The sequence below is a fragment of the Photorhabdus aballayi genome (assembly GCF_026153155.1).
GTDB classification, from domain to species: domain Bacteria; phylum Pseudomonadota; class Gammaproteobacteria; order Enterobacterales; family Enterobacteriaceae; genus Photorhabdus; species Photorhabdus luminescens.
The window spans coordinates 1-25574 of the sequence record NZ_JAPFCD010000024.1; the positions used below are offsets into that span (position 1 = coordinate 1).

Sequence of the window (25574 nt, forward strand, 5' to 3'; positions counted from 1 at the left end):
CGCCCGTAACTTTCAAACACCGAATCGTACCCGCTATCGTCGTCGGCTTGCTTCTGATGCTCGAGCGCATATTTGGGGTTCAGAAAGTTATGGTCTTTCTGGACCGTGCCATTCGGGCACAGGTATTCGCCATAACTCCACTGGTACGCTGTGGTATCGGTCTCGTCGGTTTCAGGGTGAGTATTGTAAGTGAGCTGGATATCTGCCTGCATGCCCAGATGGCAATCACAGAACAACATCTGTTTTTCCTCAAACCAGAAGACCATGCCTTCTTCCGCCGCCAGTCGACACCAAAAATCATAGGCCGATTCACGTTTTTGCGTGGTGTATTCCCGTTCGGTATAGTGTTTATAGAGCGTATCGCGGACAAAGAGAATACGGTGCTCTTTCAGCAATTTCGTTAAGATTTCCGGTACGGACTGCCAATGGAAAATACGGCTATCCTGATTCAGCGTCATCAGCCACATTTCAGGGCGGATAGTGAAAATATAAAAAGTGCGGCGGCCGTCGGTATTACCCTGTTCAGCACCGGCTATCAAACCGTTAATGGTCCGTTCGGCCACGCCATTACGGGTAATAGTCAAGGATGCACGGCGACCCAGTTGGTCATTCAGGGGAATATCGTCACGTGAACTCGCCACCTTTAATGTCAGGCTAAAAAGCTGTGATAGCTCTTCCTGCAAGGTAAATTGCGATACCTGAAAAGTTGTTTGAGATAGTGCGCCAATTCGGCAGGTGAAAACTAATCCATCCATATTTGAAACCTTACACAATTGAACCATGATCCTAAAACGGGGATCACGCCAGAGGCTATTAAACACGTCATTACATGTTGTTCTTTTAAATAGCGCCGGCCTGTTCCGCAGTAAAAAAATGACAGCGTAAAATCGCCATCATTTAATACGTGGCGTTAGCGAGAATAATAGACCGCGTCCAACTGAGTAGGATGGAGTGGAGACAAATAACAGAGAATTTCGCTCTCTCAATGTTATGACCACAAGATCACGATATTTATCATACGAACATAAAAAAACGTGACAAATATCACGCAAAATGGCTAATTAATCGCGATCAATAATAGGGAATGAATAAAAATCGCCGTCAATTTTCACCCGATGCGGAGGAAATATAACACCCCAAAAGCATCAAGATATTAATTCGATATATTTGGCTGGCGATAAATCAGATCGCAAAAACCGGACTGAGTTCTCTTCAAGTGATCGACTATTTCGAAGTCTTATTTATTTCGATCTGAAAAGCTGATACGGGCAAAGCGACAATAATCTCCTCGCGGCTTAAGGAGGCCACTGTCTACTTTGCCCAGTTTTAACGTAATACAGACTTAAATGATGATGACTTAAGATACAAGCGGGTCAACGTGCGCTATATCCACCATCAACGAGGTAGTAACTACCGGTAATGAAAGATGCATCCTGAGATAATAGGAAGCAAACTAATGCAGCGACTTCATCGGGTGTTCCGAGACGTTCGACAGGATGATGCTTGACCATTTTTTGGACTACATCGGTGTCGAGCGTAGACATCAATGGTGTGTCGATGCAACCGGGCCCGACGGCGTTAATCCGAATTCCTTGTTTTGCATACTCCAGCGCGGCAGTTTTTGTCATGCCTAGCAATGCGTGTTTGGTTGCTACGTATGCAATCGAGCCGGTGAGGCCAACATTACTTACGACCGAGCCCATGTTAACAATCGCACCACCGCCGGAAGCCAACATTGCTGGAATTTCGTACTTCATTGAGTACAGCACACTGTGCATGTTGATGTTGATGACCTGATGCCAATCATCCAACGGATAGTCTACGGTCCGATGGCGCGAGCCGACTATCCCTGCGTTGTTGACTGCCAGGTGCAGTGCTCCAAAGGTCTCTACCGTTTGAGCCACTAAGCGTTCCACTGCGGATGCTTGGGAGACGTCAAGCTGAATGGCGATAGCATTATCAAGGTCATTAGCGAGGGCTTGAGCTGCGTCGCCGTCGAGATCGGCCACGACAACTTTTGCGCCGTTTGCCGCCAGTCTGCGGCATATTGCAGCACCAATACCCATAGCGCCGCCGGTAACGATTGCCACTTTATCGTTAAAATCTAAAGTCATATATTTTACTCCTGTAAATGATACGAACTAAGTTTAGGCTATCTTTGACTTTGGAAGATGAATGGGTTCCATTATTCAAAGTTTGATCTCAAATGAACTTGTGTTGTTATGTTCCAGTATGAAAAATCAAGGGGCTGGAATTTCTCTGTAAGGCGAGCTTTGGGGTCTTTTGTCTTAAGAAATTTGACGCCAGCAGGCGCTAGATTTCAGATCCTGATCGATTTAGATAATTCAACGTTTTTAATAGGCGATCAAATTAGTTTTAGTTTGCACTGATCCTTTCCTATTTGTCTTTTTTTCTATCTACGGTGAAGATATTATCTTGCTGCCGTAAAATAACGCCTAATAAGTGATTTTTCAACTTATATTATATTTTTTTATAAATTTCCATGCTGGATTGTTTTGTAAATATTGAATAAGTCGAATTTTGAATTAATATTGTGTCTATTGTTTAGAATATATAGCGTGTTTTTCAGTGGTTGTCAAAATGAAATTTTTATAATTACCGCTCATTTGTTTAATTTGTATTTCAAGATATTGTATGTTTTCTTATGATTTTCATTTGGTACTAATAGAAAGAGAATAAAATATATATCTAATAGATTTCGAGTTGCAGCGCGGCGGCAAGTGAACGAATCCCCAGGAGCATAGATAACGATGTGACTGGGGTGAGTGAAAGCAGCCAACAAAGCAGCAGCTTGAAAGATGAAGGATATAATGTTATTTAATATTCGTACATAATAAATTCAGGTAATGGTTACGATTTTAATTATGAAGTTTAGCAAATTCAATGAGATTATTATAAAAAACAGGAAGAAATGGAATTTCTTATTTATAGTGATAAATTGACGGCAAAAATAACTTTATATATTTCAGCCATAAAGTGGTGACGTAGTATATTACCCATTGCTCATTAGCCCAGAAAAGTAGTTAATTAAACGTCTAAAATAGCGCGTTAGTAATTATTTTAAATGCTAATATATTAATAAATAATTAATTGTTTAGTGATGGTGTGATCATTCGGTATGAATTGTGTTATTGGGTTTTTCTTATGTAAAAGCAAGATTGAGGAAAGTGATAATCGCTATTGAATTGTTTTCGTTTGAAAAGACTTTACTCGTTTCTCTAATCTAAATAATTCATTGAGATAGGATACAGTGCGATCAATTTATTACAAATAATCTAATCAGGTAGCGGCATTGTTGCTGTCTGGAGTTTAGGAACATTTAAATATATACCCAATGGATTTCAAGATGCATCGCGACGGCAAGGGAGTGAATCCCCGGGAGCATAGATAACTATGTGACTGGGGTGAGTAAGTGCAGCCAACAAAGAGGCAACTTGAAAGATGACGGGTATAGTCAATTTCCTTAACTGGATAGTTAATTTTATATTAAGTTATCGTCAGATTGTTCACTTATTTTATTGTTTTGGTTATCTATTTTCTCTGATTTTTGAAAATTAAATTCCGTCAAATTTTATTTTACATTTGAGTAGATAAATTTCTGACGTTATTAATGAATAATTATTTATTTATTTGCTTCATCTATAGGTAATGGATTTAATTTATTCACCATCTATTCATTGTTTATTCACGATATGTGCATAAATTGTGCATAAAAATACTTTTTGGAAGTTTGAACGAGATCAAAAAGTATTTTTTTTGTGTATAACTTGTGTTGACTTTGTTAAGTATGGACAACAGTATCTGTCTAGTGACTGTGCAACTATTTTTAGGAAATAGTCATGGGATTAATAAGAATAATATTAAAAAGATCCTGTAATCTTATTATTTTTAAGGTTTTTTAGGTTTAAGTTTGGTAAGCCTTTTTCTCGGCATACATTAATAAGTTATGTAAGTGTGAGAAGAAAAATGATACGAGGCATATTACTTTATCTCGTCTGTATACTCTCTATTTTAAGGGGAAATGATCGATGTTAGAAAATATCCAGAGAAGTTGGTTTGATCACTATATGGTGCCCTGTTTCTCTCCGGCTAAGTTCATACCTGTTCGGGCCAAAGGTTCGAAAGTATGGGATCAAGATGGCAATGAATATATCGATTTTGCCGGTGGAATTGCGGTTAATTCATTAGGGCATGCACATCCTGAATTAAAGGATGAATTAATTTCTCAGATTGAAAAAATATGGCATATAGGTAATGGTTATACCAATGAACCTGTCCTAAAATTAGCAAAAAGGCTCGTGGAAAATACTTTTTCTGATAAAGCATTTTTCTGTAATTCAGGGGCGGAGGCTAACGAAGCAGCATTAAAGTTAGCCAGAAAATATGCTGCGGATAAATATGGGAAAAATAAGAGTGAAATTATTTCATTTAAAGATTCTTTTCATGGTAGAACATTATTTACCGTTACAGTAGGAGGGCAGCCAAAATATTCACAAGATTATGCTCCCCTTCCGCAAGAAATTACGCATCTTCCTTATAATAATCTATCTGCGATCAGAGAACATATTTCTGAAAATACCTGTGCGGTTATTGTCGAGCCTATTATCGGCGAGGGCGGTGTTATTCCCGCAGATCCTGCGTTCTTGCAGGAATTACGCACTTTATGCGATCGCTTTCAGGCACTGCTTATTTTTGATGAAATCCAAACTGGGATAGGTCGTACAGGATACCTTTATGCTTATCAGGAATATGGTGTCGAACCTGATATTCTTACCAGTGCTAAAGGTCTCGGCGGCGGTTTTCCTATCGGCGCTATGTTAACAAAACAACATATTGCAGCGGTTTTTCAACCTGGAACGCACGGTACCACGTTTGGCGGTAATCCTCTGGCGGCAGCGGTTGCCGATAAGGTGCTTTCCATTGTTAATCAGGCGGAACTGCTCACTGGCGTTTTGCAACGTCATGATTACTTTATGGATAAATTATCGAAACTGAATCAGCGTTACCAAATATTCAGTTGTTTGCGGGGTAAAGGGCTGCTTTTAGGCGCTGAATTGAATAAGGCTTGGCAGGGTAAGGCGAAACAATTAACTAACTTAGCAGCAGAGGAGGGACTAATTGCCTTGATCGCGGGTCCAGATGTGTTGCGTTTTGCGCCAGCATTAAATATCGACTTTGCTGATATCGATGAAGGTCTGGTTCGTCTTGAAAGCGCCATTATGCGGTTTGTTGGTTAATAGTAAGTTGAAGGTGACGTTATGATGCTTTTTCGAGCTGTCCGGCATAGTGACTTAAATGGGGTTCAGGCTTTATCTGAACGCGCTGGTATAGGTTTGACCTCTTTTCCCAATAATTTGGAGCAATTACGTTCACGCATTGCACGTAGCGTTGATACTTTCGAGGGGAAACTGCTCCAAGCTCAACAGGGATTCTTGTTTGTGCTGGAAGATACCAGCGTGAATCGCGTAGCGGGTGTCAGCGCCATCGAAGTGGCGGTTGGGCTGGAGGAGCCGTTTTATAATTTTCGGGTACAAAAAACCGTTCGTTCATCACGTGAATTGGGAATTTATAAATCTATAGAAGCGTTAACTTTGGAACAAGATCAGACCGGTAACAGTGAATTGTGCACCTTATTCCTTGATCCAGAATATCATAAGGAAAAAAATGGGACATTTCTCTCTAAAGCCCGTTTTCTTTTTATCGCCGCATTTAGGGATATTTTTTCTAAAATTATATTCGCTGAAATGCGAGGGGTTGCAGATGAGCAAGGAAATTCCCCTTTCTGGAATTCACTGGGACAACATTTTTTTGGCATTCCTTTTTCCCAGGCAGATTATTTAACCGGTATTGGATCGAAAACCTTCATTGCGGAACTCATGCCCCTTCACCCTATTTATATATCCTTATTATCTGCTGAGGCACAGAGGGTGATTGGGCAGGTCCATGAGAAAACAGTCCCTGCGCGGGCAATTCTTGAAAAAGAAGGTCTTATCTATCAAGGTCATATTGATATTTTTGATGGCGGCGCTTTATTACAGGCTGAAATTGACCGGATACGTGCAGTAAAAGAGAGCCGTCTCGTTTCCGTCAGTAAAGCCGAATCTGTGACCAGAGACGATGGTGTTTCTTGCATTGTTGCCAATCAGCAATTTAGTGAATTTCGAGCGCTGTTATTGAATGTGGCGGGTGACAGTAATGAACTTCTTTTAACAACCGCTGAGATGGATGCACTTCAAGTCAGTGATGGGGAGCAGGTGCGACTGGTTAGTCTCTTTCCAAAGGAAAATTAAACATGAATTATAAAGCACATTACATTGGGGGAAGATGGATTGAGGGGCAGGGTGAGTCAATAACTAAATTTTCCCCAATAGATCAACAGATTCTGTGGCAGGCTAACAGTGCCGATGCTTCGCAAGTCAAAGCTGCTTGTCATGCTGCCCGTGAGGCATTTTATGGCTGGTCGCATTTGCCCGCCAGTGAGCGGATTAAGGTCGTTCAGACGTTTGCGGCTTTACTGAATGAGGAAAAAGAAACGCTTGCTCGTGTTATCAGTCAGGAAACCAGTAAACCCTTATGGGAAACTCGGACTGAAATACAATCCATGATAGGTAAAGCGGCTATTTCTATCGAAGCATGGGAACAGCGTACCGGTGAGTCAGAAACTATTATGCCTGACGGCCGAGCCTTACTGCGTCACCGCCCTCATGGCGTAATGGCGGTTTTTGGTCCGTATAATTTTCCGGGGCATTTACCTAATGGTCATATTATTCCGGCGCTTATTGCGGGTAATACGCTGGTGTTTAAACCGAGTGAATTGACGCCGATAACCGCTGAAGAAACGGTGAAACTGTGGGAAAAAGCCGGTTTGCCCGCAGGTGTGCTCAATCTGGTTCAGGGAGCGCGTAGTACCGGGACAGCATTGCTGGAGGATAAGCAAATTGATGGCGTGCTGTTTACGGGGAGCGCCAATACGGGCTTTCACTTTCATCGCATGCTTGGCGGTCAGCCAGAGAAGATGTTGGCGCTTGAAATGGGGGGAAACAATGCATTGATTGTTGATGCTTGCGACGATATTGATGCTGCTGTTTATACCATTGTGCAGTCAGCATTTATCTCCGCCGGTCAACGTTGCACCTGCGCCCGCAGATTGTTGGTAAAAAATGGCGCACATGGCGATGCGGTGATTAAGCGTCTGGCGGCGGTGACAAAGCGGATCGTGCCATCCCATTGGGATGCCCAACCTCAACCGTTCATTGGTGGAGTCATTTCTTTACAGGCTGTGCAGAATCTATTAGAAGCTCAAGATCGGCTACAAAAACTTGGCGGCATCTCGCTAGTTTCGATGGAACAACGCGATCCGCAATCAACATTACTGACACCGGGGATTATTGATGTTAGCCAAATCGCTGATCTCCCTGATGAGGAATATTTCGGGCCGCTGCTCATGCTTATGCGTTATGACACATTTGATGAAGCGCTGGCGATCGCTAATAACACCCGCTTCGGATTGGCTACCGGTTTAATTTCGCCGGATGCTGCCCTGTTTCAACGTCTGTTGGAAGATGCCAGAGCGGGCATTGTGAACTGGAATAAGCCGTTAACTGGGGCTTCCAGTAAAGCGCCTTTTGGCGGTATTGGCGCGTCAGGAAACCACCGACCTAGTGCTTATTATGCTGCCGATTACTGTGCCTGGCCTATGGCATCTCTGGTTGCCGATGAACTCACTTTACCTGAAACGCTTGCGCCGGGGTTCCATTTCCCTGATTAACCGTTTAACGACATAGATTTTTAACTTATACAATTTTTTCAGAGGGATTTATGGCTGGTTTTGAAGCAAATTTTGATGGGTTGGTCGGTCTGACCCATCATTATGCGGGGCTTTCCGTGGGTAATAAGGCTTCCATTAATAATAAGGATAGCGTATCTAACCCACGTAAAGCCGCGTTGCAAGGTGTGATGAAAATGAAAGCGCTGGCTGAAGCGGGGTTTATTCAGGGAGTGCTTCCTCCTCAGCAACGTCCTAATATCCCGGCTTTGCGTAATTTAGGTTTTATAGGCAGTGATGAGCAGATTCTTCACAAAGCAGCCAAATATTCTCCAGTATTACTATCAAAACTGAGTTCTGCTTCATCCATGTGGACAGCAAATGCGGCAACCGTATCGCCTTCGGCGGATAGCGCCGATCAGCGGGTTCACTTCACAGTAGCGAATTTAAATAACAAATTGCACCGTTCGCTGGAAGTAGAAACGACGGCCGCCGCATTACAAGCCACCTTTGCTGATCAAAATTATTTTGTCCATCATCAGGCTCTTCCACAACATGAAGATTTTGGTGATGAAGGGGCGGCGAACCATAATCGCCTTGGCGGTGATTATGATAAGCCCGGCGTACAGGTGTTTGTCTATGGCCGTAGCGCGTTTCGCAGCGGCCCGGCGCCTAAACGTTATCCTGCGCGGCAAACATTGGAAGCCAGTGAAGCGATTGCGCGGTTGCATCAGCTTAATCCGGCACAAACCGTTTTTGTCCAGCAAAACCCGGTTGCCATTGACAGTGGTGTTTTCCATAACGACGTGATTGCGGTCAGCAACCGAAATGTCCTTTTTCACCATCAGTATGCTTATCTTAATCAGTCACAAGCTCTGACTGAAATTAAACAGAAAATGGCGATGTTGGGACAGGATTTTGTCACGATTGAGGTGCCTGCTGAGCAGATCAGCATTAAAGATACAGTGGATTCTTATCTCTTTAATAGCCAGTTGCTGAGTAAAACCGATGGAAAAATGATGATCGTAGTTCCTGAAGAGTGCCGTCAAAACGCGGCTGTTTGGGCCTATTTACAGTCGCTGATTGCACAAATCTCTTCACCGATTAATGAAGTCCGTGTTTTTGATCTGCGGGAAAGTATGCGCAATGGCGGCGGCCCGGCCTGTTTGCGTTTGAGGGTGGTATTAAACGACGCTGAATTTCGTGCTGTCAATCCTGCAACATTGATGAATACGCAACTTTACGAACGCCTGACCGAATGGATAGAACACCATTATCGTGACGAATTATGTGCCAGTGATCTGGCTGATCCTCAATTACTTCGTGAAGTGTATACCGCTCTGGATGAGCTCACGCAGATTCTGAATTTAGGATCAATCTATGAATTTCAGCGCTAAATTGGAGCAGATATGGATCTGTTAACGTTATTGCTTGAAAAAAAACTTGCCGACCACCTGATATTTCCAGAAACAATGAATGCGCATTGGTTGGCAGAAGGTGTACTGCAACTGATCCCCCATGAAGGAGAAAATCGGTCTCTGGTGATTTCTGCCGGTATTCACGGTAATGAAACTGCGCCCATTGAAATATTGATTCAGTTACTCGCGCAGTTAGCGGATGGCACATTAACACTAAAAAATAATTTGTTGATCATCTTCGGTAATTTGCCTGCGATGCGTGCGAATCGACGTTATTTACATCATGATTTGAATCGTATGTTTGGTGGCCGTTACCTGAATTTTCCGTTGGGGAATGAGCGATTGCGTGCGGCTGAACTTGAAGATGCTGTGAGTCGTTTTTTTGCTGAACCTTCGGTGTCGTCGACAAATATTCGCTGGCATATTGATCTGCATACCGCTATACGCGCTTCTCACCATGAACAATTTGCGTTATTGCCTGCTCAGAATCGTCCTTTTTCTGCTGAATTTATGCAATGGTTGCATGACAGCGATATTGATGCGCTCGTTTACCATCGAGAAAAAGCCGGGACTTTCAGCCATTTTCTGAGTGAAAAGTTTGGGGCGGATAGCTGTACGATGGAGATGGGTAAAGCAATGCCTTTTGGAAAAAATGATTTAACCAGATTTCAGAAAATTACGGATGCTCTTTATGGTTTAATGTCTTTATCGCCAATAACCGCACGTATTAAATCTGAACTGAAACATTATCAAGTAATTAATTCCATTATTAAGAGTCACGACAGTTTTCAACTTCATATACCCGCAGATACCTTGAACTTTACTGAATTGCCAGAAGGATTTGAAATTGCCAGCCAACATGATCGTCATTGGAAAATTAAATTTCCGGCGAAATTTATTTTATTTCCTAATGCTGAGGTTGCTAATGGATTACGAGCAGGATTGTTACTTGCTTTAAATGAAAAAATAATTAAATAAATAAAACATTGTTCCATTTTTTTCCTGAAGCCGTGGTAACTTCTTCTTCAGGAAAATTTAGCAGTCAACTGCTTATTTAATGACGGACGGGTATTATCATGATAAAAAATAATAAAACTCAACAAAACCTTTCGGCAGAGAAATTTGCTGATACACAAACGCTTCATCGAGGGTTAAGTGCGCGTCATATTCAATTGATTTCCATTGGTGGCGCTATTGGCACCGGTTTATTTATGGGATCAGGAAAAACCATTGCCGTATCTGGTACATCAATCATTATTACTTATGCGATTGTTGGTTTTTTTGTCTATATGGTAATGCGGGCAATGGGCGAATTGCTCCTGACTAAATTGAATTATCGCTCTTTTGCTGATTTCGTATCGGATTATTTAGGCACAAAAGCCAGTTTTTTTCTCGGCTGGACTTACTGGATGAGTTGGATTGTTTCTTGTATTGCTGATGTTGTGGTGTGCGGTGGATATATTCAATATTGGTTTCCCGGCGTCTCTCTTTGGGTGCCGGCATTTTTAACGCTAGGTTTACTTGGCGCTTGCAATCTTCTTTCTGTCCGCTTATTTGGCGAAGCTGAATTCTGGTTTGCCATGATTAAAGTTATTGCCATTTTAGCGCTGATTATTATTGGCGTTGGTATGGTGATGATAGGTTGGCAATCACCGGATGGTATGATCGCTTCTGTGAATAATTTAACTGATCCATCTGTATTTCTGCCAAATGGTATTTTTGGTTTTTTTGCTGGTTTTCAAATAGCGATTTTTTCTTTTACTGGTGTTGAGTTAGTTGGCACGATGACGGCAGAAACAAAAGATCCGGAAAAGATATTGCCGAAAGCAATTAATTATATTCCGATGAGAATTATGATTTTCTATATTTTTTCCATGTTGAGCATCATTGCCGTCACTTCTTGGGGACGGATTTCATCTGAAACCAGCCCTTTTGTGACGTTATTTGCTCTGGCTGGTCTGCCTGCCGCTGCCGCAGTAGTTAATTTTGTCGCATTAACATCGGCGATGTCCTCTGCTAATAGTGGATTATATGCTTGCACGCGTATGCTTTATGGCTTATCAACGGAAAAGAATGCACACCGGAAATTTAAAATTCTTTCCCGCAATACCGCAATTCCTGTACATAGTCTGATATTTTCTTGTTTCTGTATGGTGGTTGGTACGTCACTTTTGTTTATCGTACCGAATGTCATGCAGTTATTTACTATTGTATCAACCGTTGCTTCGATTATGGTGATTTATAGCTGGTGTGTGATTTTGATTGCCTATTTAGCTTATCGTAAGAATTACCCTGATGTGCATAAGCGTTCAATATTTAAGATGCCTTTGGGGGTGCTAATGACTTGGATAACCCTGATTTTTTTCATCTTTACTGTAGTGGTAATGGTTTTTGACCCGGATACACTGGTCGCACTTTGTGGCACGCCTTTATGGTTTATTATGTTAAGTATTTTATGGCGCGTAAAAAAGAAAAATGAGATGCAGGAAGAACAAGGTTATCAGATAGCGAAAGACAATTTTCGTTCATAGCCAGCCCAGCTAATTGAGAAATAATAAATTTGAAGCAGATAGAAAAATGGCTTCAAAGAAGGTTGCCTTGGCAGATATTTCAGCCAAGGTTGCGTTATTTGTTCTGATTTCCCCTCCGCCCCGGTTGAGCATTTGTTAAGCCGAATGGTCTGCACATACAAAATGTTTAGCCCTTTCGTTACCAAACAGGCTTTCATGTTACGTGATTATTAGTCGAATCCAGCATCGGGATTATAACTTCGGTACTTTTAATAAATTTAAATTAAATTTATTGATGATTTACTTTATTTATCATCAAATTTTTTAATTTATTTTGAGTTATTCACCGATAATGTTCGTTCGATAATCTGGACGTCTGTCATAAAAAAACGTCACGTTAAATTGGCTAAATAATGTCAATATTTAGCGTAAGGCAACCACATGATATGGCTTAAATATGAGCGCAACAATATATTTATAAAATGTAATTATGGGAATGTAATAGCCTATTGTTGTTGATTTTTCGTGGATATTTAGACTTGTGGCTGAAATGGAATAGGTGGAAATTATGATATCGGCAGTGTTGATATTTGGATGTTAAATGACCGTTTTAATCAATGCCTTTGGCCTCTCTACAGCAAGGATATACAACATCAATCTTGGCTGTTAGTGTATATTAAATAGTACAGGGCATAGATTTATAATTAATATTATTAATTGTTGTATGATAGATTATATGTAAACATATAATCTATTATCAATTATCAGTAGATAATTGATAACTGTTGTGAGGGAGGAGGATGTTCATAGTGAGTGAAATTCAGCGATCCACCAGGAAAGTTGAAATGGGTTATACGGTTTCCATAACTATAATACAGCCTTTAAATTTCTAATAAAACCAATAATATAGATATAGGCGCATATGCAGCAAATTAACATCTCAAACAGCCACCGTTTGGTTCAATCCGAGGCTGAGCTACTCGACCTTATTCTCACCGAAGTCACTAATGTTCCACATCCTGATCTCGTCATTATGGCAGGGCATTTCATGCTTTTCCTTGACGAAGACCGGGGATGCCTCGTACCGGGGGTTATTGAAGAAAATAGCTCGCCCATGCGAGAAAAAATTGAGCGGCGCGTAGGGATCTTTCCTGGATACACTTGGGAACTTGGCGTTCGAATCGCAGAGCAGCTTGAACACCAATTCGAAGCGATTAAATTCCTGCTGCTTATCAACGATTGGCAATACGTTTCGCGTGACAGTGGACCCGCATCCGAATTAAGACGTGCCTTCTACGAACAATTCTCTGCGCTCCCAGCCTCATACCAATCTGTCTTAGAGCGTAGCGGGCAATTTTCTGAACGAAATATGCTTGCAAGCCGAAAACATCCTATTGCCTATCCAGAGACTTGGCTGAAATACCGGTTCCAGAAAAGTGCCGATAAGTTAGTCAAAGCCGGGCTGTTAAATCGTCGCGTTCTTGACAATGGCCCTGATGCCGGAACCGAAATTTCCCTTGTGGACGAAAACGGCGACTATCGGCCTCTTATTACCTGCGGCGTTACTGGGTGTGCGGGAGAAATCACTGAGATGATCTCTGAGGTCTACAAAGCAAAACATCGCCTTTTGGTGATCTTTGCCCCCGGTGAATGCTTCCAGCCAGTCAAAACAGGGGTAAGTACCGCGCTCTCTCTGTATGGGCTTTCGGGTATGAAGGTGATTGTTGCAGATCCAGGTGGAAGCGGAGAGATGCAGACACAAGAGATCTACTCGAAGCTCGTTAACGTTGCCGTCTTCACTTCCTGATAGGGAGTCGCTATGAATGTCAATGAAAAATCGACTGGCACAATCTATCTGGATCATTGTGCCACGACGCCATGTTTTCCTGAGGTCGTCGATATCATGCGATTCTATATGGAGCATGAATTCGGCAATCCTTCTTCTGCCCATGTAATGGGGCGTCGTGCCCGGCATGCGATTGAGAACGCCACCCAACAAGTTGCGTCTCTCATTGGCGCCCGCCCAGAAGAGATTGTCTTCACATCGGGCGCTACAGAAGCCAACAACATCGCTCTTTTTTCGAGTTTTGCTCACAACGAATGCGCTCCTGCGGGGGCGCTACTTTGCCCCATCGACCATAAATCTGTGTTGCTCGTTGGTAAAGAGCTGGCTCGTCGGGGGCTTGCTGTCGAGTACTTGCCGGTTGACGCCAGTGGTCGGGTACAACCGGAAGATGTCATGACTAAATTGACCGCCGACACCCGTATCGTCAGTGTTGCTCATGTGAATTCCGAGCTAGGCACCGTTCAGCCGGTGGATGAAATCGCCGCCATCACGCGTCAAGCAGGCGCTTGGCTACATGTGGATGCGGTTCAGTCTATCGGCAAAATTCCCATGAACGTCAAGAAAACGGGAATTGATATGCTTTCGTTTTCTGCCCACAAAATGCGGGGACCGAAAGGAATCGGGGCACTGTTCGTCGATGCGCGTATTGCGGCACGTTTAAGGCCATTCATCTATGGCGGCGGTCAGAATCATTTGCGCAGCGGCACTTTGCCAACACCGTTGATTGTCGGGTTTGGCCTTGCGTGTCAGATGGTCCAGTCGGCCCTCATGCAACGCCAGGCAAAAGTCACTGCATTGAGAGACTATTTCATTACTCGCCTTCATCAAAGAGTACCGAACGCCGTGTTGAATACCGATCTCTCTTGCAGTTCCCCATACCTTGTGAACGTTCAGTTCGAGGGTATCGCTTCGGAGGCGTTAATATCTGGATTGTATCAGGTGGCTATATCGTCAGGTTCAGCCTGCAACTCTGCGGAACTACAGCCTTCGCACGTGCTCACAGGCATTGGCTTGAGCTCAGCTCAGGCCAATGCGTCGGTTCGGTTCTGTTTTGATCCGGATCTCGATAATGCGATACTGGACACCGCAATTGAACACCTTGTCTTCCGATTAAATTCTATTCGCTAGGAGCATTATCCATGACTATACAAACTTCCTCCTCAAGCTCTGGCACTGGTTTTTACGAGCGGGCTTTCGGTAGTTTCTCTGCGGAAGCGGTATCCGAGGTACGCAAAGAGACCTATGGCGAAGACCTTGGGCAGAACAACTGGTCTTCTGCTGATGAATTTAGACAGTTTTCTCAATGGCTTCAATTATCCGACCGCTCTCATGTGCTGGATGTGTGCAGTGGGTCCGGCGGGACGGCCCTGTTTCTGGCAAGGACCTGCGGTTGTAGAGTGACGGGGGTTGACATTCATCCTACTGGCCTCCTTACCGCCCGGCAACTTGCGGTAGATTTCGGGCTGGAAGATCGAAGCAACTTCGTTGACAGTGATGTTCGTCAGCCTCTGCCATTTCCTGACGGCACCTTTGACGCGCTATGGTGCATCGACTCTGTAATTCATATTCCGGATCGATTGGCCTTGCTGAGTGAGTGGTGCCGACTACTGAAGCCAGGCGGACGGTTCTTATATACTGATCCTACTTTAGTAACGGGCATGCTTAGTAAAGAGGAGATAGTGACACGTGGCATGCCAGGTTATTTCCTCTATAGCCCAGTCGGATTGAACGAGCGTTTAATCAGCGAAGCAGGTCTTTGCCTTGAAAAGCAGGTGGACCTTACACAAAGTGTTGTTGAACTTAGTGGGCGCTGGCGTGCCGCGCGTGAGGAGCGTAGGGAACGGCTCACCGCAATAGAGGGTGAAGAGGCGTTCGAACGTATGCAGTACTTCTTGACCACCACTCAGTTAGTTTCAATCGAACGCAGGTTGTCGCGCGTAGCTTTCGTTGGTTATCGTCCATGATTGTTCCCTGTTCGATTGGGTAGATTGTATCCTACCTCTTTTATTTTCACTATTGCCGGGCTGGATGCCCGGTTTAATCGTTCTGATTAGACAACATATTATGCCCGCAGCTCCTCTGGTTTCTTTAAATAAAAACGGATATGAGTTATTAGGAAACGTGTCATTTAAATAGAAAAAAATATTTTCGTTGAGAGATATATTATAAAGAGAGATAAATAATTATTGGTCTTTATTATCAATGAAACTTTTATGAACTTTGGCGATGTCATTATAATAATGAGAAAATATTCTTTAGATTATTATGGCATAAAAATATAATGATTATTTAATTGCACATATAATATTGTAATGGCTCTCTGGTTGTTAACTATATAGATGATTGAAATTGTTCTATTTTTATTCTTTTACTATCTTACTTTTGACGTTTAAATTAAAGTTTTATTAAGTATATCTGAGTTTGTATTTTTTGATTTAGTAATCTATTTTTATTTAAGTTGGAAAATAACAAGATAAACTTATTAAATCAAATGGTTTATATTGTAATGTTATTTTGTTGCTAAGTTTTTATTGATGGCGAAATTGTGAGTTAAGTTATTATACCCTATGGATTTCAAGATGTATCGCGACGGCAAGGGAGCGAATCCCCGGGAGCATAGATAACTCTGTGACTGGGGTGAGTGAGTGCAGCCAACAAAGAGGCAACTTGAAAGATGACGGGTATATTTCTTTAAAAGACTGTATATAGATATATTAATAATAACGATGGAACTTATTATCGTTCCATTGGATACCGAGATCATAATTAAAGCAAGGAGAAAAATATGAACTTAAATAAAAAGGCTTTCCTTATTTCCCCGTTTTTATTAGCTATGAGTAGTTTTAGTATGGCATGTACGACAGATCCACAGATAGAAGGAATAATAACCCAAAATGGGTTAGCTGGTACTAAAGTGATGTCAATGTATAAAAATTGCACACTTACCGTCACGGCAAACACACAGAATAAAGTTACATTAACAAACAGTAAAGCGGCAAAACGTGATAATGTGGCAGAAAAAGCGATGTATTGGTATCGAGGCATGGGATTAAATGAATATATAGCATTTGACGGGAATAAGTATACAAATATCCCTTGTGTTACACAGGCAAGTTTCTGCGGTATTGCCCCTGAATACACTTATTCACAGGGTTACCTGACAAATAGAAATCCAGGGGTTGTAATTGAGTTTAGTACGATAGAACCTAGCTGGTTATATAATGATTTTACAACTAAACATCACTGTCAGTATAAAGCTGAGGGCGGAGGAACATATGGGCTTGGTGTAACAGGAACATCGGCAAGTTGTGATGCAGAATATAGGCGAATTGGAATAGGAAATGTATTTAACAGGTGGTTATCAGAAAAGCCGATTAAAATAGATGTCATCATTTCTTATGTATTATTAGCAAAATAGATTTTAGCTTTAAATGATTTTTGTTGAAATATATTGCACCGAATGTTTACAACTTCGGTGCTTTTTTGGTTAAAGCTTATCGCCTTTGCTGGAGGATATAACCGAAAGTACTCGATAGAAATATATAACTATTTTTTTATCTTATGTCGTTACTATATTTTATCATATATTCTAATCAAATATTTTTTAATTTAATTATATTGGAATTTGTTTTTGTTTTTTATAGTTAAATAATCTACCTTATTTGAGTCGGATAATAATAAAGACCGATATGTTGGTTAATTTATTATATATTATCTGTAATAGTGTTTTTTAAATTAATATATAATGATGAAATCTATTTTCATTTAATTAGATATGAAAAAAATAAAGCAAGGATAAAAATATGAATTTTAATAAAAAGGTTTTCCTTATTTCCCCTTTTTTACTCGCTATGAGTAGTTTCAGTATGGCATGTAAAACAGATCCACAGATAGAAAAAATAATCACTAAAAATGGGCTGAAAGATACCAAAGTAATGTCTATGTATAAAAGTTGCACACTTTCGGTCACAGCAAATACACCCAATAAAGTGACATTGGTAAATAAGAAAGCGGCAAATCGTGATGATCAAGCAGAAAAAGCGATGTATTGGTATAGAGGGATGGAAATAAAGGAATATAAAGCATTTCACCAGAATAAATATAAAAGCCTTCCTTGTGTTAAAGGAGAAAGTTTTTGTGGAATTGCTCCCCAATCTACCTATTCGCGAGGTTATTTGACAAATAAAAGCCCTGGAGTTGTTATTGAGTTTAGTACAATAGAACCGAAATGGTTATATAATGAATTTACAACTAAGCATAAGTGTCAAGTTAAAGCTGAGGGAGGAGGAACATACGGGCTTGGTGTGACAGGAACATCAGCGAGTTGTGATGATCAATATAAGAAACTTGGAATAGGGAATGTATTTAATAAATGGTTGGAAAAACCAGCAAAAATAGATGTTATAATTTCTTATGTATTATTGGCAAAATAAGATTTGATATCTTTTTTAGTCGTGTGATTGTCAGTTTTAAATGATTTTTTCAGAAAAAAAGCACCGAATATTCGTTATTTCGGTGCTTTTTATTATTGATGATAGATTTAAGTAAATGCTGTGTTTTATGTTAAGAAATAAAATTGTTAGTATTTTGTGAATCTACATTGTGAGGTTATTTAGACTATTTTTGTATAAAAAATTAGTGGTTATTGTTTTTATATATAATATTTGAATGCTGATAAGTTATTTATTTTATATGTTATTGAAATTGTTATTTTTAATTTTTTCCATATTGATTATGATGTATTTAAATAAGATATTTTCCAATTTAATGATTCTGTAATTTGTGTTTTTTTGATTTAATAATCTATCCTTATTTAATGGAGGCAATAATAACTAATTGAATTAAATAATTTATATTGTGATATTCTATAGTTATTAATTTATTATTTACGTTTGAATTGTGATTTAAATTATTATTTATGTCGTAAATTGTATTTCAACTTAATAATAACGAAGTTAATTTTTTCCATTTAGTGATAAAGCTATAAATAAAGCAAGGAGAGAAATATGAGTTTAAATAAAAAAGTTTTACTTATTGCCCCGATTTTATTAGCGATGAGTAGTTTCAGTATGGCCTGTATGAAAGATCCGGAGAACATTAGAAATCAGGTAAAAAACGCAATAACGGTAAATGGGTTGGCAAAGACTAAAGTCATGTCTATGTATGAAAATTGTAAACTTAGAGCGAATACGAACAATTTTGAAAAAAGAAATGACGTTGAGTTAAATAACACTTCTACTCATAATCAGGATTCTGAGGCAGAAACAGCAAAGTATTGGTATAGAGGAATGGGTAAAAATGAATATATATTATTAGACCGAAATGGATATAATGCAATCCCTTGTGTTACAGAAGAAAGCTTTTGTGGAATTACACCTCAATATAATTATGCAAAACAATATCCGAAAGATGAAAAGCCGAAAATTACTATAGAATTCACTACAGAAGGAGCTGGTTGGTTATATAACGAATTCACAACTCAACATAGGTGTAGTACTAAAGCGGAAGGTGGGGGGACATATGGGCTTGGCAGGACAGGAACATCGGGAAGTTGTGATGCAGAATATAGGGGAATTGGAATAGGAAATGTATTTAACAGGTGGTTATCAGGACATCAAATACAAGCTCAAGTTTCTTATGCATTGTTACCGAAAAAGCCATAAAAATAAGGTGTAACATCTGTTCTGTTGCTATGTAATTATCAACCTTAAATTTGTGCAAATAAATATAAAGTGCCGCAATATGCGGCACGATTAAATTTCTGATTTTTTACCCATCTGCCTCCAGGTATAAGTTTGACGATTCCATAATGTGAGAATACAATAATCGTCAAGCAAGTAAGGAGGTGCTATGAACACGATACTGACAAACCGCAGCAAAAATGCTGAGACTCTTAATGAGTACCAGTCCCTTTTGCAACGGCGATTTGATAAATTGCTCACGTCATTACTGCCTGAGTTTAAAGAGAAAACGCAGGCCACAAATGCTCTGGTGCTAAGTGATAGCGAACTACTTGAACTATTATATACGACTCAACTTGAACACAAAGTCCGAACTCCAGCACGAGAGCTTCGTAAACTTAAACGCCGCGCTGAAAACTTAGCTCTGTTCTATCAGGAACTTGATAAAATGGGCGGAACTATCAAAACCGGAGACGTTGCAGAGATACTCGGCATAAGTCGTCAGGCTGTTAACATAAGAGTGAAAAACGGAAAGTTGCTTGCTTTCAGAAAAAACAGTGATTACGTTTTTCCTACATTCCAGTTCACTACCGGCGGAGTCTTGCCTTACTTTGAAGATGTCATGAAAGTGATGGGTGTGGGCATTAACCCAGTGTCGAAAATGTCTTTTTTAACGACGCCATTACCCTGCAATAGAACACCTCTTGATATTATGATGAAAAGCGATGCTTCCGAAAACGAACTGGCTTTGATGTTGAGAGCTGCGTCACAAGTGGGTCATCAGATCGCAAGCTGAAATAAAAAAAGCCCTGTTTGGAGGGGCAACTTTGTATTATTCAAGTCGGATAATTTTGAAGTTAAGTACTTCTTCCAGTAATTCATCTGCTGATATGTCGGGTTCATTCCATGTACTCGGCATATATTCTGAATCCCTGTAATCAACCAAGCTTTGCATCTCTGCGTCCACAAACCGATCTTCCTGCTTCTCCCACACTGCATAACAGAAGTCTGTAGGCCAGTGGCGAGATATGTAGCAAATACCATCCATTTCATTATTTAAGAGTTCATAGAGGCAAGCCATAGCTCTTTTTGTCACTGAGTAATCTTCATCAACCATGACACTTAACGGGATATGTAACATCCCAATAAGTTTAGCAATATCGATAAAAACTAATTTTCTCAATGAACGAATGTTGCACATCCTCGCAGTACGGATCTCGGATTCATCAATAAATCGTAACCCTTCCTTATGCCATAGCCTCCCATAGCTTTCTGCCAGGGCTGTAACTGCCCGGTCGGCCATATAACATACTCGAAAAGAATTATCTGGGGAGTTATATCGCCCATCGCCAAAATTGAAGTGCAGAGCAGATGGCCATTCTTTCCTTTGCCAACGTTTTAAATTCCAGCCGCCGGGAGTATAAGTTGGAATGGTGTGGGTTTTATAGATTTCCTGAATTTGTTTTTCTAGGTTGGGATACAGAATCTCCTTGTGCAGCATTTTATACCTATTATCGAAAGTTTTTGTCTCTTGGGTGAATAAAGCGCAGAGCACTCGCCAGTTGGTGCTATAAATGTCATTGATGATAAAGCAATTATATAACTTTTAAAATAGGCTCTCGTTTAATCAAGCCGATGCTGATATTGGTATGCTGTGTGTTAGCGATTAAACTTATTAGTGCTGAAAATAACCCGCTACGGATTATGATCTTTAATCTTCTCTAAATTGTACTGAATTAAAACAAATCACCAAGCGGATTGAATTATGCCCAATTTCATTAAGTAAGATTGGCGTAAGGTTTATACCCTATGGATATCAAGATGGATCGCGACGGTAAGGGAGCTAATCCCCGGGAGCATAGATAACTATGTGGCCGGGGTGAGTGCAGCCAACAAAGAGGCAACTTGAAAGATAACGGGTATATAACGCAGAAGAATAAATTTAAAGGTCTGAACCTTATTAATGAGGTCAGACCTTATTAATTTAACTGGCGCGTGCAAGAAACGGTTACGCTTCTCCCTGTGCTGATTGAATTGCAGTCAGTGCAACAGTGTAAACAATATCGTCTACCAAAGCGCCACGGGATAAATCGTTCACCGGTTTGCGCATACCTTGCAGCATCGGCCCGATTGAAACCAGATCCGCAGAGCGTTGTACCGCTTTGTAGGTGGTGTTGCCGGTGTTCAGATCAGGGAAGATGAACACGGTAGCTTGGCCGGCAACCGGTGAGTTTGGCGCTTTGGATTTTGCCACGTCTGCCATAATTGCGGCGTCATATTGCAATGGGCCATCAATGATCAGGTCTGGACGTTTTTCCTGCGCTAAACGAGTTGCTTCACGCACTTTTTCAACATCACTACCGGCACCGGAGTTGCCGGTAGAGTAGGAGATCATGGCTACGCGTGGTTCGATACCAAATGCTTTAGCTGAATCCGCCGATTGAATGGCGATTTCGGACAGTTGTTCAGCCGTTGGATCTGGGTTGATTGCACAGTCACCGTAAACCAGAACCTGTTCTGGCAGCAACATAAAGAACACGGATGATACCAATGAGCTACCCGGTGCAGTTTTGATTAACTGCAATGGTGGGCGGATAGTATTTGCCGTGGTGTGTACCGCACCGGATACCAAGCCATCAACTTCGCCCTGTTCCAGCATCAACGTACCCAGAACAACGTTGTCTTCCAGTTGTTCACGTGCAACGACTTCGGTCATGCCTTTGTTTTTACGCAGTTCAACCAGACGTGGGACATAACGCTCACGTACAGCAACTGGATCAACAACTTCAATACCTGCACCCAGTTCTACGCCCTGAGCTGCGGCCACCCGACGGATCTCTTCCGGATCACCCAGTAGAACACATTGCGCAATACCGCGATCAGCACAGATAGATGCCGCTTTCACGGTACGAGGTTCGTCACCTTCCGGCAGAACAATGCGTTTGCCTGCTTTGCGCGCCAGTTCTGTTAATTGATAACGGAATGCCGGTGGAGAGAGGCGGTGTGGGCGCTCAGAGTTTGCTGTCAGGGAGTCGATCCACTCTTTGTTGATATGGTGTGCGACGTAGTTTTGCAGCTTTTCGATACGTTCATGGTCATCCGCTGGGACTTCCAGGCTGAAACTTTGCAGGCTCAGGGATGTCTGCCAGGTGTTGGTATCAACCATAAAGACTGGCAAGCCAGTGTTGAAGGCGCGTTCACACAATTGCTTAATCGGCTCATCGATGGCATAGCCGCCAGTCAGCAGAATTGCACCGATTTCGACGCCATTCATAGCCGCCAGACAGGCTGAAACCAGCACGTCTGGACGATCAGCCGAAGTGACCAGTAGAGAGCCGGGGCGGAAGTGCTCTAACATGTGTGGAATGCTGCGCGCGCAGAAAGTTACGGATTTAATACGACGGGTTTTGATCGCGCCTTCGTTGATAATACGGGCGTTCAGGTGTTTCGCCATATCAATGGCACGAGTTGCAATCAGGTCAAAACTCCACGGAATGCAACCCAAGATTGGCAATGGGCTATTTTTAAACAGCGTGTTCGGATCGATGTTAGATACGGTGGCTTTTGAGGATTCATCAAAGATCTCTGACAGATCCGGACGGGTACGGCCTTGATCGTCAACCGGCGCATTCAGTTTGTTAATGATAACACCAGTAATGTTCTGGTTTTTGCTGCCGCCAAATTCAGCACGAGCCAGTTCAACACGTTCTTTCAACTGTTCCGGGGAATCGTTACCTAGCGCCAATACGAAGACGATTTCGGCATTCAGGGTTTTGGCGATTTCATAGTTGAGAGACTGAGCGAACGAATGTTTGCGGGTTGGAACCAGACCTTCAATCAGAATGACTTCTGCATCTTTGGTGTTTTCGTGGTAAAGGGCCACGATCTTTTCCATCAATACATCTTTCTGATTGGTTGTCAGTAAAGATTCCACATATGCCATGTCCAGCGGTTCAGCGGTCTTTATGCTGGAATGAGAGCGGATGATGGTCGTGGTTTGATCTTGGGTGTTGCCACAGCAACGGGATTGGGCGATAGGTTTGAAAACACTCAGGCTAACGCCTTTTTGCTCCATTGAGCGGATTACACCTAAACTAACACTGGTCAGGCCGACGCTGGTGCTAGTAGGGATCAACATAATTGTACGGGACACGGAAACCTCTTTACGGTTGCTCGTTGGTCAAAAAATAGTACCGCCAGCAGTGGCTGGCGGTTAGTAAAATTATTACGCGGTCAGGCGCGCTGCATCTTGAGCGATCACTAATTCTTCATTGGTTGGGATCACTAAAGCAAGACGGCTGTTGTCGGTAGTGATAGCGCCGGATTTACCGAAGCGGGCCGCCAGGTTACGGTCGTGATCGTATTCGAAACCTAACAGAGCCAGTTTTTTCAGTACCAGCTCACGAACCAGTGAGGAGTTTTCACCAATACCGCCGGTAAAGATAATGGCATCTAAACGGCCTTCCATCAGTGCGGAATAAGAGCCAACGTATTTAGCCAGACGGTGACAGTAAACATCCATAGCGCGTTTAGCATCGGCTTTGGTTTCATAGTTATCTTCTATATAACGGCAATCACTGGTGACTTCGGTCAGACCGAGCAGGCCAGATTCTTTGGTCAACAGTTTGTTGATTTGTTCAACGCTCATGCTCAGTGAATCATGCAGGTGGAAAATGATCGCCGGATCGATGTCGCCGCTGCGGGTGCCCATGACCAGACCTTCCAGTGGCGTCAAGCCCATAGAGGTGTCAACACACTGACCATTAACGATAGCAGAGATAGAACCGCCATTACCCAGATGGCAGACGATAACGTTCAGCTCTTCAACCGGTTTGTTGAGGGTTTTTGCCGCTTCACGGGAAACGAAGAAGTGGCTGGTTCCATGTGCGCCGTAGCGACGAATACCGTGCTCTTTGTACAGGTTGTATGGCAGGGCATACAGGTAAGCCTCTTCCGGCATGGTTTGATGGAACGCGGTGTCGAATACGGCAACGTTTTTGTCAGTCAGGTGTGGGAACCCTTTTTTCGCTTCTTCGATGCCAATCAGGTGAGCAGGGTTGTGCAATGGCGCGAATGGAACCGCGTCTTTAATCCCTTGAATCACTTCATCATTGATAGTGACGGATGCCGTGAATTTTTCACCGCCGTGAACAATGCGATGGCCGATTGCGGCGATTTGATCAGAAAGTTCTGGTTTTTCGGCCAGAATAGTATTAACAATAAAGTTCAATGCTTCACTGTGGGCTGCACCAGCACCTAAAGCGGCTTCATGTTTTGCGCCATCCATTTTCCACTTAATGCGGGCTTCAGGCAGGTTAAAACATTCAGCTAGACCAGAAAGATATTCTTCACCGTTAGCAGGATCGATGATAGCAAATTTCAGAGAAGAGCTACCGCAATTGAGGACCAGTACCAGCTTACTTGACATGGAAATACCTATATCGTGTTTGTCATTGAGTCTTACAGATAAGACATGTGATTAATAAAACGTCAATTACTTATTAGCGTAGCGCGTAAGGTGATGACATTAAATGATTAACATCATGCTAAATGCAAAGAGCATGATGATAAGGTTTCGATTTTCAAAAACCCTTTTCTGCCAGCCATGATGTTAAGAGATAGCGTGATTTGTTAACAAAATGAACCTAAATGCAGTAAAAAAGGTAAAATGTGTCGCTTTACTGCTGTGTATAACACAAAAGTGGATGTAGGATACCGATAGCCAGCAGTAAAGACAAAATATACTTAATCCTACAAAAAATATTTTATCATTTACAATGTTTTTTTAAAAAATGTGTTTTTAATTGATTGAGGTCATGATGAGCGTAATACCTCCCACCAGTAATGGATGGTTGAGAAAGATGCAACTGGGGCAGCAATACATGAAGACTTGGCCGATTGAGAAACAATTGGCACCCATGTTTCCTGAAAACCGGATTATTAAGGCGACCCGTTTTGGTATCCGGTTTATGCCGCCGTTGGCTATTTTTACTTTGACATGGCAAATCGCACTGGGTGGTCAGCTTGGTCCGGCGGTGGCGACGGCACTGTTTGCCTGTAGTTTACCGATGCAAGGGTTATGGTGGTTGGGGAAACGGGCAGCAACGCCATTACCGGCGGCATTGCTGAAATGGTTTCATGAAATCCGTGATAAATTTGCCGCAGCCGGTATCGCAATGGCGCCTGTGCAGCAAACGCCAACTTATCAATCTCTCGCAGAATTGTTGAAACGCGCATTTAAACAACTCGATCGTTCGTTTCTTGATGATATTTAAGATTCATGATGAAAAGTGGATATATTGTTGATCGCAATTGGAGATTTTCCCTCAATAA

20 protein-coding genes are annotated in these 25574 nt (G+C 41.9%); 15 read left to right on the top strand and 5 right to left on the bottom strand.

Annotated elements, in window-relative coordinates; translation table 11 throughout:
* The coding region (gene tssI, locus OO184_RS13125; RefSeq protein ID WP_265379568.1) for a type VI secretion system tip protein TssI/VgrG at positions 1–755 on the bottom strand (755 nt) is incomplete at its 3' end.
* Positions 756–1373: 618 nt separating this feature from the next.
* The gene (locus OO184_RS13130; protein WP_265379569.1) at positions 1374–2114 is read right to left on the bottom strand and encodes an SDR family NAD(P)-dependent oxidoreductase; all 741 of its coding nucleotides are present in this window, start codon (positions 2112–2114) and stop codon (positions 1374–1376) included.
* A gap of 1935 nt (positions 2115–4049) precedes the next feature.
* Here OO184_RS13130 and OO184_RS13135 point away from each other — a divergent pair.
* The 14 genes from OO184_RS13135 (at position 4050) to OO184_RS13200 (ending at position 20037) form a co-directional block, all read left to right on the top strand.
* Positions 4050–5258, top strand: coding sequence for an aspartate aminotransferase family protein (locus OO184_RS13135; RefSeq protein WP_265379570.1), 1209 nt, complete (start codon positions 4050–4052; stop codon positions 5256–5258).
* A gap of 21 nt (positions 5259–5279) precedes the next feature.
* Positions 5280–6311, top strand: coding sequence for an arginine N-succinyltransferase (gene astA / locus OO184_RS13140; protein WP_265379571.1), 1032 nt, complete (start codon positions 5280–5282; stop codon positions 6309–6311).
* Positions 6312–6313: 2 nt separating this feature from the next.
* Positions 6314–7789, top strand: coding sequence for a succinylglutamate-semialdehyde dehydrogenase (gene astD / locus OO184_RS13145; protein ID WP_265379572.1), 1476 nt, complete (start codon positions 6314–6316; stop codon positions 7787–7789).
* A 50-nt stretch (positions 7790–7839) separates the two neighbouring features.
* The gene (astB, locus tag OO184_RS13150) at positions 7840–9183 is read left to right on the top strand and encodes an N-succinylarginine dihydrolase (protein ID WP_265379573.1); all 1344 of its coding nucleotides are present in this window, start codon (positions 7840–7842) and stop codon (positions 9181–9183) included.
* Between the two features lie 12 nt (positions 9184–9195).
* Entirely contained in the window at positions 9196–10182 is a 987-nt protein-coding gene (astE, locus tag OO184_RS13155; RefSeq protein ID WP_265379574.1) for a succinylglutamate desuccinylase, read from the top strand.
* Between the two features lie 98 nt (positions 10183–10280).
* On the top strand, positions 10281–11735 hold the full coding sequence (locus tag OO184_RS13160; RefSeq protein ID WP_265379575.1) for an amino acid permease: 1455 nt from the start codon (positions 10281–10283) through the stop codon (positions 11733–11735).
* 901 nt (positions 11736–12636) lie between these two features.
* Positions 12637–13521, top strand: coding sequence for an LPD16 domain-containing protein (locus OO184_RS13165; protein ID WP_265379576.1), 885 nt, complete (start codon positions 12637–12639; stop codon positions 13519–13521).
* Positions 13522–13533: 12 nt separating this feature from the next.
* Positions 13534–14688 (top strand): cysteine desulfurase family protein, encoded by a 1155-nt coding sequence (locus OO184_RS13170; protein WP_265379577.1) that lies wholly within the window; start codon positions 13534–13536, stop codon positions 14686–14688.
* Positions 14689–14802: 114 nt separating this feature from the next.
* On the top strand, positions 14803–14961 hold the full coding sequence (locus OO184_RS13175) for a hypothetical protein (RefSeq protein WP_265379618.1): 159 nt from the start codon (positions 14803–14805) through the stop codon (positions 14959–14961).
* Positions 14901–15524, top strand: coding sequence for an SAM-dependent methyltransferase (locus tag OO184_RS13180; RefSeq protein ID WP_265379578.1), 624 nt, complete (start codon positions 14901–14903; stop codon positions 15522–15524). The genes OO184_RS13175 and OO184_RS13180 overlap by 61 nt, the downstream gene beginning before the upstream one ends.
* Before the next feature lie 821 nt (positions 15525–16345).
* Positions 16346–16978, top strand: coding sequence for a hypothetical protein (locus OO184_RS13185; RefSeq protein WP_265379579.1), 633 nt, complete (start codon positions 16346–16348; stop codon positions 16976–16978).
* 385 nt (positions 16979–17363) lie between these two features.
* Positions 17364–17993, top strand: coding sequence for a hypothetical protein (locus tag OO184_RS13190; protein ID WP_265379580.1), 630 nt, complete (start codon positions 17364–17366; stop codon positions 17991–17993).
* Between the two features lie 573 nt (positions 17994–18566).
* A complete protein-coding gene (locus OO184_RS13195; RefSeq protein WP_265379581.1) occupies positions 18567–19223 on the top strand; it encodes a hypothetical protein in 657 nt (218 codons plus the stop codon).
* A 187-nt stretch (positions 19224–19410) separates the two neighbouring features.
* Positions 19411–20037, top strand: a complete 627-nt coding sequence (locus OO184_RS13200; protein WP_265379582.1) for a helix-turn-helix domain-containing protein — start codon at positions 19411–19413, stop codon at positions 20035–20037.
* A 36-nt stretch (positions 20038–20073) separates the two neighbouring features.
* Here the strand turns inward: OO184_RS13200 and OO184_RS13205 are convergent, their stop codons facing one another.
* The 3 genes from OO184_RS13205 to ackA all read right to left on the bottom strand — a co-directional run bounded on the left by OO184_RS13205 (position 20074) and on the right by ackA (position 24669).
* Positions 20074–20742 (bottom strand): RES family NAD+ phosphorylase, encoded by a 669-nt coding sequence (locus OO184_RS13205; RefSeq protein ID WP_265379583.1) that lies wholly within the window; start codon positions 20740–20742, stop codon positions 20074–20076.
* 507 nt (positions 20743–21249) lie between these two features.
* Complete coding sequence (pta, locus tag OO184_RS13210) at positions 21250–23379, bottom strand: phosphate acetyltransferase (RefSeq protein WP_265379614.1); 2130 nt, start codon at positions 23377–23379, stop codon at positions 21250–21252.
* Between the two features lie 87 nt (positions 23380–23466).
* Complete coding sequence (gene ackA / locus OO184_RS13215; RefSeq protein ID WP_265379584.1) at positions 23467–24669, bottom strand: acetate kinase; 1203 nt, start codon at positions 24667–24669, stop codon at positions 23467–23469.
* A gap of 391 nt (positions 24670–25060) precedes the next feature.
* On the opposite strand from ackA, the gene yfbV reads away from it, so the two are divergent.
* Positions 25061–25516: a terminus macrodomain insulation protein YfbV gene (yfbV, locus tag OO184_RS13220; RefSeq protein WP_265379615.1), complete on the top strand. Its 456-nt coding sequence runs from the start codon at positions 25061–25063 to the stop codon at positions 25514–25516.
* The last annotated feature ends 58 nt before the right edge of the window (positions 25517–25574 follow it).